This is a genomic window from Apilactobacillus sp. EABW-1NA (genome assembly GCF_030398685.1).
GTDB lineage: Bacteria > Bacillota > Bacilli > Lactobacillales > Lactobacillaceae > Apilactobacillus > Apilactobacillus waqarii.
Genome location: NZ_JAPDKO010000003.1, coordinates 64,143 through 82,820, shown reverse-complemented (window position 1 = coordinate 82,820; position 18,678 = coordinate 64,143). Strand labels below are relative to the sequence as shown.

The 18,678-nt window shown below is 36.0% G+C and carries 16 protein-coding genes and 1 riboswitch; of the genes, 1 reads left to right on the top strand and 15 read right to left on the bottom strand.

Annotation, left to right across the window (positions count from 1 at the left end):
- Positions 1-23: 23 nt before the first annotated feature.
- From OEZ61_RS01575 to dnaE, 11 genes are all read right to left on the bottom strand, one after another.
- Positions 24-1,469: a RecQ family ATP-dependent DNA helicase gene (locus tag OEZ61_RS01575; RefSeq protein WP_263506450.1), complete on the bottom strand. Its 1,446-nt coding sequence runs from the start codon at positions 1,467-1,469 to the stop codon at positions 24-26.
- Entirely contained in the window at positions 1,459-2,496 is a 1,038-nt protein-coding gene (locus OEZ61_RS01570; protein ID WP_057197897.1) for a helix-turn-helix domain-containing protein, read from the bottom strand. The genes OEZ61_RS01575 and OEZ61_RS01570 overlap by 11 nt, the downstream gene beginning before the upstream one ends.
- 3 nt (positions 2,497-2,499) lie before the next feature.
- Entirely contained in the window at positions 2,500-3,081 is a 582-nt protein-coding gene (locus OEZ61_RS01565) for an ECF transporter S component (RefSeq protein WP_057197899.1), read from the bottom strand.
- An 83-nt stretch (positions 3,082-3,164) separates the two neighbouring features.
- Positions 3,165-3,285: riboswitch (FMN riboswitch) on the bottom strand.
- Between the two features lie 58 nt (positions 3,286-3,343).
- Positions 3,344-4,069, bottom strand: a complete 726-nt coding sequence (locus tag OEZ61_RS01560) for a pseudouridine synthase (RefSeq protein WP_034530795.1) — start codon at positions 4,067-4,069, stop codon at positions 3,344-3,346.
- Positions 4,038-4,598, bottom strand: coding sequence for an SMC-Scp complex subunit ScpB (gene scpB / locus OEZ61_RS01555; protein WP_034530792.1), 561 nt, complete (start codon positions 4,596-4,598; stop codon positions 4,038-4,040). The genes OEZ61_RS01560 and scpB overlap by 32 nt, the downstream gene beginning before the upstream one ends.
- Positions 4,599-5,354 (bottom strand): segregation/condensation protein A, encoded by a 756-nt coding sequence (locus tag OEZ61_RS01550; RefSeq protein ID WP_051592176.1) that lies wholly within the window; start codon positions 5,352-5,354, stop codon positions 4,599-4,601. It lies immediately after the preceding gene.
- Entirely contained in the window at positions 5,335-5,703 is a 369-nt protein-coding gene (locus tag OEZ61_RS01545; protein ID WP_034530791.1) for a hypothetical protein, read from the bottom strand. Before OEZ61_RS01545 ends, OEZ61_RS01550 begins: the two co-directional genes overlap by 20 nt.
- Positions 5,704-5,726: 23 nt before the next feature.
- Positions 5,727-6,614, bottom strand: a complete 888-nt coding sequence (gene xerD, locus OEZ61_RS01540; RefSeq protein ID WP_263506451.1) for a site-specific tyrosine recombinase XerD — start codon at positions 6,612-6,614, stop codon at positions 5,727-5,729.
- Positions 6,615-6,628: 14 nt separating this feature from the next.
- Complete coding sequence (locus OEZ61_RS01535) at positions 6,629-7,513, bottom strand: S1-like domain-containing RNA-binding protein (protein WP_034530787.1); 885 nt, start codon at positions 7,511-7,513, stop codon at positions 6,629-6,631.
- Positions 7,514-7,621: 108 nt separating this feature from the next.
- Complete coding sequence (gene pyk / locus OEZ61_RS01530) at positions 7,622-9,382, bottom strand: pyruvate kinase (RefSeq protein WP_034533926.1); 1,761 nt, start codon at positions 9,380-9,382, stop codon at positions 7,622-7,624.
- 142 nt (positions 9,383-9,524) lie between these two features.
- On the bottom strand, positions 9,525-12,893 hold the full coding sequence (gene dnaE, locus OEZ61_RS01525) for a DNA polymerase III subunit alpha (protein ID WP_290046711.1): 3,369 nt from the start codon (positions 12,891-12,893) through the stop codon (positions 9,525-9,527).
- Between the two features lie 117 nt (positions 12,894-13,010).
- On the opposite strand from dnaE, the gene OEZ61_RS01520 reads away from it, so the two are divergent.
- The gene (locus OEZ61_RS01520; RefSeq protein WP_034530781.1) at positions 13,011-13,199 is read left to right on the top strand and encodes a DUF2929 family protein; all 189 of its coding nucleotides are present in this window, start codon (positions 13,011-13,013) and stop codon (positions 13,197-13,199) included.
- A gap of 36 nt (positions 13,200-13,235) precedes the next feature.
- Here OEZ61_RS01520 and clpB read toward each other — a convergent pair whose 3' ends face one another.
- From clpB to OEZ61_RS01500, 4 genes are all read right to left on the bottom strand, one after another.
- Positions 13,236-15,818 carry an ATP-dependent chaperone ClpB gene (gene clpB, locus OEZ61_RS01515; RefSeq protein WP_263506453.1) on the bottom strand — a complete coding sequence of 861 codons (2,583 nt, stop codon included), beginning with the start codon at positions 15,816-15,818 and terminating at the stop codon, positions 13,236-13,238.
- A gap of 105 nt (positions 15,819-15,923) precedes the next feature.
- On the bottom strand, positions 15,924-17,159 hold the full coding sequence (pepT, locus tag OEZ61_RS01510; protein ID WP_034533934.1) for a peptidase T: 1,236 nt from the start codon (positions 17,157-17,159) through the stop codon (positions 15,924-15,926).
- 11 nt (positions 17,160-17,170) lie between these two features.
- The gene (locus OEZ61_RS01505) at positions 17,171-17,974 is read right to left on the bottom strand and encodes a Nif3-like dinuclear metal center hexameric protein (RefSeq protein WP_057197907.1); all 804 of its coding nucleotides are present in this window, start codon (positions 17,972-17,974) and stop codon (positions 17,171-17,173) included.
- A complete protein-coding gene (locus OEZ61_RS01500; protein WP_263506454.1) occupies positions 17,975-18,670 on the bottom strand; it encodes a tRNA (adenine(22)-N(1))-methyltransferase TrmK in 696 nt (231 codons plus the stop codon).
- Between the last annotated feature and the right edge of the window lie 8 nt (positions 18,671-18,678).

Below are 18,678 nucleotides of genomic sequence, written 5' to 3'. Positions count from 1 at the left end.
GTCTTAATTATACATGAATTTTACTATTTAGAAAAAAGAGTTTGAATAATACTTTGCCATTTGATGTTTCGTGACCGCGAATTCAGGCTCTTGCTTTCTTGAACTAAATCCATCTGTTCTAATTGTAGTTGGGTCCCATCCCCATTACAACAATTTTCATCATGTTCAGAAAAATTTTCGTTAAAGTATCTAAGTAAAAACGCTCGCTTACATCCCTTTGTTTTCACATAACCTAACATTTGGTTTAAGGATGTTACTAATTCATTTCTTCTTCCCTCAAATATATTAATTACTCCGTTTTTCGTAAAACCACTTTGAAAATAATAGTTAATGAGATCAGCTTTTTCGTCCAATTCATTATTTTTTAGTTGTTGATAATGATTATAAAAGAAGTTAATCATATCTTCACTGGGAATCGTGTCATCGATAAATCGATATTGTAAAATTTCGTCTTTTTCTTTATACAAGATAACTGAGATACTTTGTTTACCATCCCTACCAGCTCTTCCCATCTCTTGGACGTATGATTCCAAATTAGCGGGCATGTGGTAATGAATAACAAATCTGATGTTATCCTTATCGATTCCCATTCCAAATGCACTTGTGGCACAAATGATATCAATTTGGTCACTAATAAACTGATGTTGAATCCGATATCGACTATCAGCATCTAAATCTGCATGATAAACCTCAACATTTAAATTGGTTTTCTCTTTTAGCCACTCGCAAACCGCGTTGGCAACCTTCTTACTAGAGAAGTAAATAATCCCTGGCTTCATCAATTTATTGACTAGGTAAAGCAGCTGATTATTTTTATCTTCATTACTAGTAAATGTATCAACTGCTAATGCAATGTTAGGTCGATTTGTCGAATACTTTATCGTTTCTACGTTTGGCAAGCCAATTTTTTCTTTAATGTCTAAAACGACATCATTAGAAGCAGTCGCAGTCAACATTAATGTAGTTGGGTGATTTAAACTAATGATTATATCCTTTAAATTGAGATATTCAGGTCTAAAGTCCGGTCCCCATTGGTTAATACAATGAGCCTCATCTACCACAAACAGTGATATTTTGTGCTGCTTAAAAGCATCTAATATATCCGAATTAGATAACATTTCTGGTGAAACATAAACATACTTGTAGTTATTTAAATTCTTGATGACTCTTTTTCGATCTACCCAAGAAAGATTAGATGTTATCGCCACCGTTTGCTTTTCACCCAAGTATCTCATTCTATCAACTTGATCTTGCATCAAAGAAATTAACGGTGATACCACGATTACCATCCCATCGACCATCTTACCAACGTATTGATAAATAAGTGTCTTACCAGTACCAGTTGGCAAAACACCTAACGTGTCTTTACCATCCAAGATTGATTGAATAACCTCTTTTTGACCAGAACGAAAGTCATTAAAGCCAAACCATTTCTTTAGATGTTTCTTTAATGCTTCATCACTTAACATCTTGTTTGCTCCTTAATATTTGATAAATTCTAAACTCAAAAAAATTAATATTTGTTTTTTCGCTAATTTGACGAAATTGCCAATCATCAATTGGCTGGTTATCAAAAGCTTGGCGTAACGTTCTTTCATCTTCAGCACTTACGATTTTAGAATAAGGAAACTTACTTTCTGGTAACCAAATTGCCATTTCTAATAGATGTTCTCGGATAGTTGATAGCTTGACGTTTAGGTTATTGGCGATTTGATCTAGCGTATTACCACTAACAAATTGCTTATATGTTTGAATCGCATGATGATTCATCTTTAAAGTTCGAACGTCATTTATCAATGGAAATAATAGCTGATCATCGTCATTAATAATATAGTTAATAAAATCGACCCAACCATCATATTCCATGAAGAATGCTTCAACTTTGGAAATATTCATGCTATCCGCCAATTGACCGGTTGTCATCCCATAGACATCGTGACCAATCATTTGTTGAGCGATGATATTAGCCTTCTTCTCATCAACTTGTGTCAAATACTTGGTTAAATAATTCTCTAATCGACTTACGATTTCTGCTTTATTTTGAATAAACCATCTTTTTACAATCATTGCACTCTTCATATCTGCTTTAACGGGATAATAATTCTTATTTTGATAGCTATATTCTGACACTGATTGAATAGCCAATAATATTCTTGCTTTAAACTCATTCACATCATAATCATATTGATACGATGTGTTCTGTAATATGTAAAAGGATTCCTTTACAGAATCCTTTTTAATTTGACCCTTTATGGTCAATTTATACTGAAATTCATCAACTTGTTTTGCTAAACCTTCTACGATTAACTCTTTGATTGCGTCGTTGATAGAATTTAGATCATATGTCTTTAGAATTGCTGAGTATTGCAAAATGCCATAACGCATTGCCCAGAAAAGTGTCGAAACGGTTCTTTTTCCGTTTAACAAGTTTTGAATTAATTTAATCCTTCTTGGTTGAGTCGACGATAGAAGCAATAACAGCAAATCTTTGTTCATTGTTTATCTCTTTTCTTTATATTTTTCCCATGCATTGCTTCTGTTATATACAATCACGAATACAATACCAATGAATAATCCCTTGATAATGTTAAATGGTGTGACTGTGTATAATACAGAATCCAATAGGCTAAAGCTCAATTTAAATCCTGTTAAATTGATGTATAGTGGTGTAATCACGAAATAGTTCAATACACTCATAACTAGTGTTAGCATGACTGTTTCAAACAGAACCATAATAACGTATTTAGCATTGTTTTTAACTAATTTGTTAACCAATGTAACTGATAATACGATTGTTAAACTAGCGATTAATAAAGCTGAAATACCAATCAAATTAATCAATGAAACACCGGTAAAGACGAAGTATAGTACCGCTCTTAGCAATGCTACAATCAAACCACTACGAGTTGATAATAACACAGTTGCCAAAAGAATTGGAATATCACCAAAATCTAACTTCATGTATGGTGCCATCGGTAAGATAGGCACCGAAAGATAGGTCAATAGATATGCCAATCCTCCTAAAATAGAAACCTGAACCAGGTTCTTCAAACTAAAACGACTACTTGTACTACTTAACATAATAAATCCTCCATATGAGGAATATCTTCAAAAAAAGCCCATTGATCCATCGAAGACCAATGAGCTTGTTTGCGTACTCAAAAAGAGATCTTCTTTATACCAGACTGTACTGTCGGCTTTGGAATTTCACCAAATCAACTATCAAAAGATAGGTAGCGGGCTATAACCGCCGGTCGGGAATCTAACCCTGCCCTGAAGATAAACCAATTTTTATTTTTTCAAGAATGATTATAGCAAAAAAGGCTTGTTCTAAACAAGCCTTTTATCTCTTTTCAGTCATTTCGTATAACTTTTCAACTTCGAATTTCTTCAATGGTCGGTAATCACCTGGTTGTAATCCCTTTAGGTTTAGGAAAGCAAATGATTCACGTTTTAACTTCTTAACCGGATGACCGATGGCCTTGAACATGTTCTTAACCTCATGGTTTTTACCTTCATGAATTGTTAATTGCACAACTGCTGTCTTCTTGCCATTATCAGTTTCTAAGACGTTTGTCTTTGCAGGTGCTGTCTTCTTACCGTTGATCTTAACACCCAGTCTTAGTTGTTTTAATTCATCGTTAGTTGGAATTCCTTCCACCTTAGCAACATAAGTTTTTTCAACTTCGTACTTAGGATGAGTTAAACGGTTATCCAAGTCTCCATCATTGGTCATTAGTAAAAGACCTGAAGTATCGTAGTCCAATCTTCCAACTGGATAAATTCTTTGTTCAACATCTTCAAAAAAGTCTAAGACCGTCTTACGATCCTTTTCATCAGACACTGAAGTGATAATTCTTCTTGGTTTGTATAACAAGTAATATACTGGTGCTTCCTTGTTGATTGGTAATCCATCAACTTGCACTTCATCAGAAACTTTAACCTTTGTTCCTAGTTCAGTAACAACTTGACCGTTTACCTTTACGCGACCGGCTAAAATAATTTCTTCTGATTTACGTCTTGAAGCAACCCCGGCTTTAGCCATTATCTTCTGTAGTCGTTCCGCCATTTTCTTCCTCCTGAAGTAAAATTTCATTATCAATTTTTGGTAATTCGTTTAAGCTCTTAATTCCAAACAACTTCAAAAAGTTATCAGTTGTTGTATAGAGCTTCGGATGACCCGGTACTTTCTTGTAACCGGCAGTGGCAATTAGACTTTGTCTCAACAATCTTTGGACCGTCTTACTGCTGTTCACACCTCTAATGTCATCCACTTCAACCCTCGTAATCGGTTGATTATAAGCAATAATCGTAAGTGTTTCTAGCGCTGTTTGAGTTAAAGAAATGCTTTCATCACTTTGCAAATATCCCTTAATTAGGTCGTTTAGTTCTTCCTTCGTGGCAAGTTGAACCTTATCAGAATATTCCATCAACGTAAATGGTGAGTCTTCGTGTTCAAAAGACTCCTTTAGTTGATTCATTAACGTTTCTAGCTCACTAGTACTTAGTTTTAATAATGTACTTAGATTGTCGTATGTTATTCCATCTTCACCAGATATATATATTAGGCTCTCTAGCTGCGCTAACTTACTAACCAATTACTCTTCACCTTGCTTTGCGATTTTTTCTAAATAAAGTTTGTCGTCAATTTGTCCGACTTTGACTTTTTGTTCCTTAACTAGTTCTAGTAGTGACAAAAATGTAGTAACTACAAATTCAACGTTACTAGTCTTATCAAATAAGGAATCAAATTCAACCGATTGTTGTTTGGATAATCTATCCATAACATATGTTGATTGGCCTTTGACAGTGTATTCCCATTCAATCACTGAATGTACATATGGTTCGTTTGATTTAATTTTTTCAATAATTCGATCAAACGCTTGTTGAATTAAATCGATACTGAATTTTTCGTTATCGTTAAAATCAATCATCTCATCGACGCTTGGTAAAACGGGATCAACACTGTGATATTGACTAGTCTTAGTTTCCATCTTCTTCAATACTTTTGATACTTCTTTATATTCTTGATAAATCAAAAGTTGATTTACTAATTCATCCCGTGGATCCTCATAATCGTCATCTTCGTTAATTTCATCATTTCGAGGCAACAATAACTTAGACTTAATCGCCATCAAATTGGATGCCATTACAAAGTACTCACCTGCGATATTAACGTTTAGGTTCTTCATCTCAGTTAAATATTCAACGTATTGTCTGGTAATCTTTTCAATTTGGATGTCATAGATATCCATTTCAGATTGCTTGATTAGATGTAACAGTAATTCTAAGGGGCCATCAAAATCATCAATGTGAATATTTATATTGTTAGAGTTATTGAACTCTGGTTCCATTACGTTTCTCCCAAATTTCACAGATTGAAGTGGTATCCATTGTTCCGACAATCTTTTTACCCATATATAAGTTATTTAAATCATCGATCATTGAACAACAGTTATTAATATTCCAAGAATCAGGTGTTAAGACTACTCTTCTTAGAACTAATAAATCATTTTTTTGTTCAATTGCGACTAATCCAGCCCAATTGTCATCTTGATTTTTCCATAAGTAAATAACACGGTTATCACTATCTTCATACCAGTTCATTTCATCTTCTAAATGATTTCCCTTATTCATGTCTGGTAATAAAGAAAGCATATCCATAGCGATTTTTTTATATTCTGTTCTATATTTTAGTAGCATCCCAAATTCCTCCAATCTGTGCTTTAAGCGTGTGGATGAAAGTCATCAAACGCCTTATTTAGATGTTCATGGGAAACATGCGTATAGATTTGAGTTGTTGAAATATCCGAGTGCCCCAATAACTCTTGTACAACTCTCAAATCTGCTCCATTTTCTAGTATATGAGTGGCAAATGAATGGCGTAAAGTATGTGGCGTAACCTTTTTCTTAATTCCAGCTAAACCAACATATCGCTTAAGCTTTTGCCAAATGCTTTGTCTACTCAAACCAGACCCGTGAGCATTTAAGAATAGATAATCACAATGTCTTCTTTTTAGCAAAAGATTGCGACTGTTTTCCATATAAGTGTATATCCATTTAATGGCTTGAGAACCAATCGGAATAATTCTTTCTTTGTCTCCTTTACCAATTGTTTGAATAATTCCCATATCCAAATGTAAATTATCCATTTTCAAATTAACTACTTCGCTAACACGCAATCCCGTAGCGTACATGACTTCTAATATTGCCCTATCTCTAATGCCATATTTATCGTTTGTATCGGGAACTGCCAGTAATTTATCGATTTCATTCATCGTCAATACATCTGGTAAATGATTGGCTGATTTAGGGGTATCTACATTGACCATCGGATCTTCGATGATGAAGTGATATCTTTGTAGGTACTTAAAAAACTTTTTCATCGTTGAAACAAAACGGATTATGGAATTTCTTGCCTTTCCACAATCCTTCATGTACTTCATATAATCTAAAATTGTCTTTGAATCGACTTTTTTAAATTCTCTAATATGATTGTCTTTTAAATAATTGATAAATCCTTTAATGTCTTGATGATAGCTCTTAATCGTATTATCTGATAATCCGCGTTCAATTACCAAATAATGTAAGTAGTCCTTAACTTCGGAGTCCATAATATCACCCGATTTTATTCAATATCAGTTTCTTTACCCTTTTCAGTTAACAACATTTCGCCATCTTTTTGTTCAATCAGACGGTTCTTCAAAAGATTACCTACCGCACGTTTGAATTGTCCCTTACTGATACCAAAGAAGGCCTTGATATCTTCAGGAGTACTCTTGTCGGTATATGCAATTTTTCCATCTTCTGATCTCTTCAAGACAGCAAAAATCATTTTTGAATCATCACTGATTGCTTCGTATGCACGAGGTTTCATTGATAGGTTTAATGTTCCATCTCGTAAAATTCCGATCACTCTTACATCAACTTGTTGACCCAAGCGTGGTTCCATTTCACGTTCGCTCGGATGGATAAATCCTAATCGATAGTCATCTGTGATAACACGTGTTCCGGCTAGCTTTAATCTATAAGTTGTCGCCTTCATGTTACGGTTCTTTAGCTTGGGATTAGCTGGGATTGAAATACTTTTGAAGATTTCTTCGTCAGCTAATTCACCCCAAATTCGATCTTTTTTATCGATTTTTAAGGCAATCATGACTTTATCACCATGTTGAGGCCATAACTTTGTTAATTCGGGAAGATCATCGATTGATACAGCGATGTCCTTGTTAGGTAAACCGATATCAACAAAGATTCCCAATCCATACTTGCTTTGGACAACCGTTCCAAATGCATAGTGGTCCACTTGGACATCTGGAATGTTTCTTGTTATTTGCATCTTGTGGTTTTCATTTTCATATGCAAATCCCTTAAAGTTACTACCAATCTTTAGTGGCTTTAATATTTCGTCCTTATCCAATAGGAATGTTGTTCCTTCAATTTGAACAAAATAGTTTTTGTCATTTTCGTCAGTTACTTTACCAGAAACAACACGGCCTAAAAAGTTATTCATTAATATTCCTCATTTCGAATCGTTATATGTCAATTCTACACTAATTTACATAATATTTCGATAAAAAAAGAGGATGCATTTAAAATGCATCCTCTTTTCGAGTAAATATTATAGTGAGTTAGCAGCGCCTGCGTAAACAATTCCGCGACGTGCATCTACTGTAATAGTTTGACCGTCTGAGATGTTTTCAGTAGCACCCTTAGCGCTAACAATAACAGGAATTCCTAGTGAAATACCTAATACTGCAGCATGTGATGTCATACCACCATCTTCAACGATAATTGCGCTTGCCTTCTTAATAGCTGGCAAGAAGTCTTTGTTGGTATTCTTAGCTACCAACACGCCACCGTCAACAGCCTTGCTGTTTGCATCGGCAGCGTTACTTGCTAAAAAAGCTTTACCGATAACAGTCTTGTCGCCAACACCTTGTCCTTGAGCAAGTTCTGAACCGATCAACTTAACGCTCATTACGTTAGTTGTACCCTTTTCGCCAACAGGTAGACCTGCAACTACAAGGATTAAGTCGCCTTCCTTAGCTAAGCCAGTTTCAACTGCCTTCTTAGCTGCGAAGTCGAACATACCATCACTGTTTTCTGGCTTGTCAACAACGATTGGTTGAACACCCCAGTTAACCATTAGACCACGACGTACACGGTCATCAAAAGTTAATGCTAAGATATCAGCATTTGGATGGTACTTAGAAATCATACGAGCTGAGTAACCAGTTGAAGTAGTAGTTACGATAGTCTTGATGTCAAGATCCTTAACCATTTCAGCAACTTGCTTACCGAATGCTTCAGTAACGTCACCGTTGTTGAATGCAGGACGAGCGTCACCGTATTCATCGTAGTGGTTTTCAGCCTTAACGTCTAACTTAGCCATAGTAGCAACTGCTTCTGCTGGGTAGTCACCGTTAGCACTTTCACCTGAAAGCATAGTAGCATCAGTACCGCTTAATACAGCGTATTCAACGTCTGAAGCTTCAGCACGTGTAGGACGTGGGTTTTCAATCATTGAGTCCAACATTTGAGTTGCAGTAATAACTGGTTTACCCATTTCGTTACATCTGTGGATTAAGTGTTTTTGAACGATTGGAACATTTTCTGCTGGAATTTCAACAGCCATGTCACCACGAGCGATCATCAAACCATCAGAAACCTTCATGATTTCTTCAAAGTTGTCGATACCTTCTTGTGATTCAATCTTAGGGAAGATTTGAACGTCTTCTTTGTGTTCGTCTTCAAGTAATTTACGGATGTCTAAAACATCTTCTGGTTTTCTTACAAATGAAGCGGCGATGAAGTTAATGTGCATTTCTGAAAGACCAAAACGAATGTCGCTTGAATCCTTTTCAGTAATACCTGGTAAGTTAATTGAAACACCAGGTGCAGTAACAGTTTTACGTGAACCTAGAGTAGCGTTGTTTTGAGCAACAACAACTAGTTCTTTGTTAGCTTCATCGATTTCTTTGATAACTGAGTCTAGGATACCATCATCAAATAAGATGTGGCCACCAACGTGAACGTCAGCTAATAAGCCAGGGTAAGTAACGGCGATCTTTTCTTTAGTACCTTCAATAGATTCGTCCATTGAAATTCTAAATTCGTCGTTAGTGTGGAATTCAATCTTACCATCTTTTTGGATAGTAGTACGGATTTCAGCACCCTTAGTATCAAGCATAAGACCAACAGTCTTACCAGTTCTCTTTTCGGCTTCATGAACTTTGTTTAAACGATCAAAGTGTTCTTCATGGTCACCATGTGAGAAGTTAAATCTGAAAACATTAGCGCCAGATTCGATTAATTTGACAATAGTGTCAACATCGGTACTAGCAGGTCCTAATGTACTTACGATTTTTGTTTTCTTCATAAGTAAAAATCTCTCCTTTTATTTTGTATGATAAATCATCCCTAAAAGATGACTATCATGCATAACTAGGTTTCATCTAGAATTGTATCACTTTTTAAAATTTATGTCTTTTATTTTTGCGCAATTTTTTAATAATTCAAAATTATTTATAAACTACATTGCCATTGCCTAATAATTGAATAAGTTTATCGTGCAATTCCTTGCTATTATTCAAATTATTGTCAGTACTTAACAGCTTTTTAGTACCGTTTTGTGAATTATATATAACGACTTGATGAGTTCCATGATTTTGTTTCATCAATGCATAAACATTTCTCAATACTTGATTGGAATTGTGGGCTTCATCAATCTTCAAATACCATTTTTCACTAGGCATTTGTTTTTTGATTTTACTCAAAACATTTGCTGCTGGGTACATCTTATCGGCAATCAGTTGATACTGACCGTTTCTCTTTTCTGGTTTACCACTTACCAAAATTACCATGGATGTTCTAATCCAATTAGCAATAAGTTTGTAAGTTGATGGGAAGGCTGTCACGTTAATATCTCCGGCAACATCGGTTCCATCAACGAATGCCATATTGTCACCCTTTTTGGTTCTAATGGTCTTAACTCGTTGGACAAACAATAGACAGTTAATTGGTTCGTCATAACTACCCAATTCGTCTGAAGAAACAATCTTCATCGCACTTTGTAGTTGTTGATATTGTTCCACTGGATGACCTGATAAATAAACACCAACGTATTTATTTTCTAACTCCAATTTATCAACTAGACTAAGTTCCTCAGCAACTCGCTTCTTAGGCTTTAATGTCTTAAATAAGTCTTGAGATCCGCCACTTAGGTTAACTGATTCAACGTATTCATCGATTGAATTAGCTAACTCGGAGCGATTATCGCTAAAACTATCAAAAGCACCTACGTAAATAAGTGGTTTTAATAAGTCATTCTTTCTAAACTGCGGTGAAATTCTGGAAATGAACTCTTCTAGTCCCTTGTATGGACCATTTTGTTCACGACCTTCAACAATTTCACGAATAAAATCACTACGGATTCCCTTGATGCATCTTAGGCCAAAGATAATGCTTTGCCCGTCATCAATAAACTCTTCAAACGACTTATTGATATCGGGTGCCAATACATTAATGTTGCGCTTCTTGGCCTCTACAACGTAAACATTAATCTTGTCATGATTTCCCATTACGGAGTTCAACAATCCGGTAAAGAATTGACGACTAAAGTGAGCCTTTAAGTATGCCAATTCAAACGCCATTTTACTATATGCGACGGCATGAGACTTATTGAAACCGTAACTAGCAAATCGTTCAATGTATTCGAACGTTTGACTAGCGGATTGCTTTGAATAACCTTTCTTTTCGGCTCCAGTAATAAACTTATCTCTCATGGATTCCATTACGCCTTGCTTTTTCTTACTCATTGCACGACGTAACAAGTCGGCTTCACCAAGTGTAAAGCCACCCATGATTGATGCGACTTGCATTACCTGTTCTTGGTAAACAATGATTCCATACGTTGGTCCTAACACATCAACAAGGGTTGAATCGATTCCTTCAACCTTTTCCTTGCCCTTCTTTCGAGCAATGAAGGTATCGATGTTTTCCATTGGGCCAGGACGGTACAATGCATCCACTGCCGCAACTTCATTAAAGTTATCAGGATGCAATGATTTCAAAACACGCTTAATTCCGTCAGATTCGAATTGGAAGATTCCATTAGTATCACCCTGTTGGAATAATTCCAGTGTTTTTGAATCGTTTAAATTAATCTTTCTGATATCAAAGTTACTGTTAACATCTTTTCTAACTAGTTGAATGATGTCGTTTAAAATTGAAAGGTTCTTTAAACCAAGAAAATCAATTTTCAACAAACCAATTTCTTCAACGTAGTTCTTAGAATATTGAGTAATCAATAGCTCTTCATTTCCTGATTGAAGTGGTGAAGTCTCAACAATTTTGTTTTGGCTTAACACTAATCCGGCAGCATGCGTCGATGAATGTCTAGGGTTACCTTCTAGTTTAGTAGCCGTTTCATACATCAACTTATTCAAGGCATTGTCGTTAACCAGGTTTCTTAATTTTTGTGAGTTATCGTAAGATTCCTTAAGTGTAATTTTTAACTTATTTGGAATTGCTTTACTCCACTCATCTTGTTCAAACTTAGATAATCCGAATGTTCTACCAACATCCCTTAATACCTGTTTGGTCGACATCGTATCAAAAGTAACGATTTGGGCAACGTTTTGATGTCCATACTTGTCATGAACATAGTTTAGAATTACTTCTCGTTTATCATCTGGAATATCCAAATCAATATCCGGCATTTGGGCACGTTGGTCATTTAAGAAACGTTCAAACAATAGGTCGTATTCAATCGGATCAACATCTGTAATGTACAAACAAAATGAAACAAGTGATCCAGCTGCTGAACCACGTCCGGGACCGGTCATGATATTTTGTTGATGGGCATAGTTAATAACATCCCACACGATTAGGAAATAATCGTTGAAGCCCATGCCATCAATCACTTGTAACTCGTGTTTTAGACGATCACGATATACTAGCCATTTGTCTTTTGGAACCGCTAGTTCTACTAAACGATGCTTTAAACCAGTTATACATAACTCTGCCAAGAAATCCTTGGATGACATGTTCTTGCCATTTTCATAGTGTGGTAGTACCGGTTGTTTTTTACTAATCTCGACATGACAGCTTTTTGCTACTTTTTCGTTATTAGTTAAGCACTCTTCCAGCCCTTTTAGTTGGTAGTCATTAATCACGTCAGAACTTTGTTTTAACCAGTTCTGAGTTCCTTCATGACTTTCACCAAGCGGATTAGTTAAACGTCGATTATCATCTCGAATGCATTGCATTATCTTTAGTGCAAATGCATCATCGCTATTTAGATTTTGGACTCTAGATGATGCAATTAGGCCAACCCCTAATTGTTCTGATAATGATTTAACTTGTTCAATGTAGTCATTATCTTCTAGTTTTTCTTCACTAATCGCTAAGAAGATATCATCATCTTGGTACCCATTCTTAAGATTACCTATAAAATCACTCACTGTATCGACTTGGTGTTGTTTAATCAACGCTGCTACCTCGCCGTAATCGGGAATAATTATAAAAGTATCTTTGGTAAAACTAAGTACATCATCTGTTGAGAGATTTTCGTTTTCTCTTGTTTTAGATAGAGTTGATAATTTCATAATGTTTCTGTATCCATCATTATTCTTTGCTAAAACAATCAATTGATTCGACTCTTCATCCGCTGAGACATTCTCAACAGACAAAGTAAGTCCGATGATTGGATGAATATTATTTTTTATACACTTATCATAGAATTCAATTGCACCATACATAACTTTGTCATCAGTCAACGCCAGGTTAGTATACCCACGTTTAATTGCTGTTGAAATTAATTCATCTATTGAGATTGTACTATTCAACAAACTGTATGAGCTCATTACGTTTAACGGTGTATAATCCATAAAAATCATCCCTTTCCTTCAACAATTATAACAAAAATATCAATTCGTTGGATTATTTATAACTGTTTTTTACTTCTTAACTGTGGTAAAATTTCTATGAAATGTGAGGTGGATATGATGAAATTCATTATTTCAAATCTATTAGTTATTTTCTGGGCTGTTATCTTCGGTGAAATCATCGGATACATTGCCAGTCAATTAACTGGACTAACCTATAACTTAACTGAAATTGGTGTCGTATCAGCCGTTGTTGTATTAATCGCTGTTAACGCTTTAACACTTATTTCAAAACACTCAGTCAAATAATAAAAGCTCAAGTTAATTAACTTGAGCTTTTTTTGTTTATTCAAATGTTAATTCATTGTTAGATAATCCAATCTTAACTGTAGATTTGGCTTTTACCTTGTCTGCAATGATTAACTTAGCCAATGGTGTTTCGACATTTCTTGTAACAAATCTTTGTAATGGTCTTCCACCATATTGTGGGTCGTATCCATTATCAGTGATCCAGTCTAGCGCTTCATCACTAACTTCAATCTTGATTTGTTGATCTTTTAAACGTTGACCTAATTGGTCGATTAAATGCTTAACAATTTGTCTTACATCATTCTTGGATAGTGGTTTGAATGTGATGATGTCATCAATTCGGTTTAGGAATTCTGGCTTAAAGCTCTTCTTCAACAATTCATTGACTTGTTTCTTAGCCTTATCAGAAATATTGCCGTCTTTATCCAAACCATTCAATAAGATATCAGAACCTAGGTTTGATGTCATAATCAATAGCGTATTCTTGAAGTCAACTGTGTGGCCTTGACCATCAGTTAATCTTCCATCGTCTAACACTTGTAGTAAGACGTTGAAGACATCAGGATGCGCTTTTTCTATTTCATCAAATAAAACAATGGTGTATGGGTCTCTTCTAACGGCTTCAGTTAATTGGCCACCTTCTTCGTAACCAACATATCCTGGAGCAGCACCAACAAGTCTGGAAACCGATTCTTTTTCCATGTATTCTGACATGTCAATTCTTACCATGTGTTCTTCTGAATCAAATAAGTTTTCAGCTAATGATTTTGCAAGTTCGGTCTTACCAACACCGGTAGGTCCTAGGAATAAAAATGATCCTAATGGCTTGCTTGGGTCTTGTAGACCAGCTCTAGAACGTAATACCGCATCGGAAACAGCTTCAACGGCTTCATCTTGACCAACTACTCGCTTGTGCAAGTTATCGTCTAAATGAAGTAGTTTTTCTCTTTCACCTTGCATCAAACGGGCTACCGGAATCTTAGTTTCACGGCTTAATACTTCGGCAATGCCGTCTTCTGTAACTGACTCACTAACCAACCAGTCATCTTCATGGTCTTGATTTTCCATCTTAGCAAGTTCTTCTTCAAGCTTTGGAATCGTACCGTGTTTTAGAATTGCCGCCTTATTTAGGTCGTATGAACTTTCGGCTTGTTGCAAGTCATTTTTAGCTTGGTCTAATTCAGCCTTCTTGTCACCTAATGTCTTAATGGATGATTTTTCTTGTTGCCATCTAGCGTTTAACTTATTAACGGTTTCCTTTAAGTTTGCTAGTTCTGGTTCTAGTTTGGCCAAACGAGCCTTGGATTCATCGTCTTCTTCGTTCTTTAATGCGGCTTCTTCGACTTCGGCACGCATTAACTTACGGTTGGCTTGATCCAATTCAGTTGGATTGGAATTCATTTCAACTTCGATTGTGGAAGATGCTTCATCAACTAAATCAATCGCTTTATCTGGTAAGAAACGATCTGGAATATAACGGTCTGCTAACTTAGCAGCTGCAACTAAGGCGTTGTCGTGAATTCTTACTCCGTGATGAATTTCTAGTCGTTCCTTAATTCCACGAAGAATTGTGATGGTATCGTCAACACTTGGTTCATCAACGCTAACCTTTTGAAAACGTCTTTCAAGTGCTTTATCTTTTTGCATGTACTTTCTGTATTCATCAACAGTAGTTGCACCAATCAAATGTAGCTCACCACGAGCTAACATTGGTTTTAAGATGTTTCCGGCATCCATACTACCTTCTGATTTACCTGCACCAACAATGTTATGAATTTCATCGATGAACATGATAATTTGACCTTCAGACTTTTTAACAGCCTTTAAAACAGCCTTCAAACGTTCTTCGAATTCACCACGGTACTTGGCACCAGCAATCAATGAACTCATGTCTAATTCAAATAAAGACTTATCCTTTAAGTTTTCAGGAACGTCATTTACGGCAATACGTTTTGCTAAACCTTCAACAATGGCGGTCTTACCAACACCAGGGTCCCCAATCAAAACAGGGTTATTCTTGGTCATTCTGGAAAGAATTCTAATTACGTCTAGAATTTCTTCGTCTCTTCCGATAATAGGGCCTAACTTACCTGCTCTGGCTTCGGCAACCAAGTCGACACCATATTTCTTAAGTGCTTGATAATTATCTTCTTGATTCTTTGAAGTCACCTTTTCGCCCCCTCTGATATTTTGTACTACTTCTTCAATCTTTTGTTTTGTAATTCCTTGGTCTTTTACATAGTCGACAACTTTGTTTCCTGTTGTATCCATTAATGCGATTACTAATGTATCAACAGCAACGTAGCCATCACCCAAGTTTGTTTTTTCTTTTTCTGCATTTTGTAATAGTTCGAGCATACTGGATGAAATATTTTGTCCATAGGCCACGCCTTGGCCATCTACTGTTGCAATTTCATCTAGTTGTTGATCCAATTGCTTTTCGAAATCATCAACGTTCATCCCTGCTTCAGCAAAAATTTGTCTTGCTAATTCACCTGGTTGAACCAATACCTTGAATAAATGGGTAATAGTGATTTCTTGATGTTTGCGATTAGCAGCCACCTTTTGTGCTTCAGCTAACGCTTGTGATACTGCTTCTGTTAATTCATCTGGATTCAATTATTTCACCTACTTAATAAAAAATACCTATGAGAAATCCATCTCATAGGTAAATTTTACCAAAAGGTCACATTAAATCAAATTATTTTGACCTTTTTTGACTAATTATTTTTCTGCGTTTAATTTAGCGATTTCAATAATGACGTCACATGCTTTTTCCATTGTTTGAACAGATACGTATTCAAAACGACCGTGCATGTTTTCACCACCGGCAAACAAGTTTGGTGTTGGTAATCCCTTAAATGAGATTGTTGAACCATCAGTCCCTCCACGAACTGGGAAAATGTCTGGTTTAACATCAACGTTGTTCATTGCTTCTTTGGCTAAGTCAACGACTTCCATATTCTTTTCGATTACTTCGGCCATGTTGTAGTATTGATCTTTAACTTCAACATGAACACGGTCATAATCAAATTGTTTGTTCATTTCATCAGCAATCTTTTTGAAGTATTGCTTTCTTTCTTCAAAACGATTTCTGTCATGATCTCTGATGATGTATGACATCTTAGTGTTGTCTGGCGTACCATTGATTTCAAGTAAGAAGTAGAATCCTTCCTTGCCATCAGTGTATTCAGGTCTTTCGTATGCAGGTAGCTTAGCATTGAATTCCATTGCCAATAAAGCTGCATTAACCATAACATCCTTGGCTTCACCAGGATGGACATCGGTTCCTTTGATTTCAACGGTTGCACCTGCAGCGTTAAAGGTTTCGTATTGTAGTTGACCCTTAGCCCCACCATCAACGGTGTAAGCCATGTCAGCACCGAAATCTTCAACATCAAACTTCAATGAACCAGTTCCGATTTCTTCGTCCGGACCAAACCCAACTTCGATTTCACCGTGCTTAATTTCAGGATGGTCAATTAAGTACTTCATGGATGAAATGATTTCGGAAACTCCTGACTTGTCGTCAGCTCCTAATAAAGTGGTTCCATCAGTTGTGATAAGAGTATCACCAGAATACTTATGTAGACTTTCAAATACGTTTGGATCTAAGTTGTATTCACCGTCACCTAATTTGATGTTTGATTTTCCATCATAGTTTTCTACAAATTGTGGGTTCACATTTTCTGAATTAAAATCAGCAGTATCAATATGTGAAATGAAACCAATTTTCTTCACATCTTTGTCGATGTTTGAAGGTAGAGTCGCAAATACATATGCACTTTCTTCATTTGTTCTTACGTTAGATAATCCAATTTCTTTTAGTTCTTCCTTTAATTGGTTCAAAAATACTGTTTCACGGTTTGCTGATGGAATAGTAGTGCTGCTTTCATCAGAACGCGTGTTAATCTTAACGTATCTCAAAAAACGAGGTACTAAGTCTTCATACTTACTCATGGTGTTTCCCCCTAAATAAATTGATATGGATCAGTGTTTATAGAAGATTCTATCACATCTATTGGCCAATCATAATCTTTTGCCCACTCTTTGAACATTTCTGCCAAATATGGCTTACAAATACTTTCAATATGGTGGCCAGGATCGACAACTGACATATGGTCAGCAATCATATCATGACCGACATGATAATAAACATCCCCGGTAACATAAACGTCTGCACCTTTACCCTTAGCAATATTATAGAACTTACCACCATCGCCACCTAAAACCGCGACTTTTTTAACTGGTTTATTCAATTCATGACTAATTAATCGAAGGCCGGAAACGTTAAAGTATTCCTTACAATTATGCGCAAATTGTTCGACTGTTGTGGTTTCCTTTAGTTCACCAATGCGACCCATGAAGTATTCAACGCCCTTATAGTCTCCTTGACTTACTAGTCCTTCCACGTTTCTTAAGTCCATTGCTTCAGCTAACCAATCGTTCATACCGCCATCGGCATTATCTAAATTGGTGTGGGCAGAATAAACAACGATGTTGTGCTTAATGATATCGGCATACATCTTGTTTTGTGGGACATCTAAATCCATGTTCTTAACGGGTCTAAACATCGCTGGATGATGAGAAAAAATCATATCACAGTCGTTTTCAATCGCTTCTTCAACCACTTCTGGTCTAACGTCTAAGGTTACTAATACCTTATGAATTTCTTGATTAATCGATCCGATTTGCAAACCGATTGGGTCGTGTTCAACCGCAATCTCCTTTGGTGCAAATTTTTCAAACTGGTTAATTAAGTCGAATGCTTTCATTTATAACACCTCTTTAATTTCCTCAATTTCTTTCTTCATTGAATTAATCTTATCAACTGGTTTGTCATGCTTAGCCAAGTTCATTTGGTCAATTACCATTTCAATTCTTTCAATTTCGTTTTCCCACTTTTCAACGAAGACATTTGAGTGTTGTTTTAGTAAAAATGGGCCAAACTTAATTTCTTGTTCTGTGTATTTAACAGTTTTGTCAGTCTTTTTCGCAACGATAATTTCATAGGTATGACCGTCTTCTCTTAAGATGGTTTCATCACTAATTTCATATTGGTTATTCGTTAGCCAATTTCTTAATCGATCTTCTCCAACGTTTGGTTGAAGTATCAATAATTCGTCGCCTGACAAGTGTGACTTGCCATTTTCTAGAATGTTCTTGATTAAGGTTCCACCCATTCCGGCAATGGTAACACAATCAATTCTATCCTCTGGTTGCACTGATAATAAACCATCAGCTAGTCTAGTGTCGATTCGGTCACTTAATCCTTCAGCTTTAATTTCTTGAATTGCGTTGTCTAGAGGTCCCTGAGCAACCTCACTAGCAATTCCAAATTCAATTTGTTTTTGTTTCATCAAATAAACTGGCAAGTAAGCATGATCTGATCCGATGTCTGCTACTCGACTATTTTGCGGAACAAAATCTGCAACTACTTTCAATCTTTGAGATAACTTATTTGCGTCCATAAAAACAC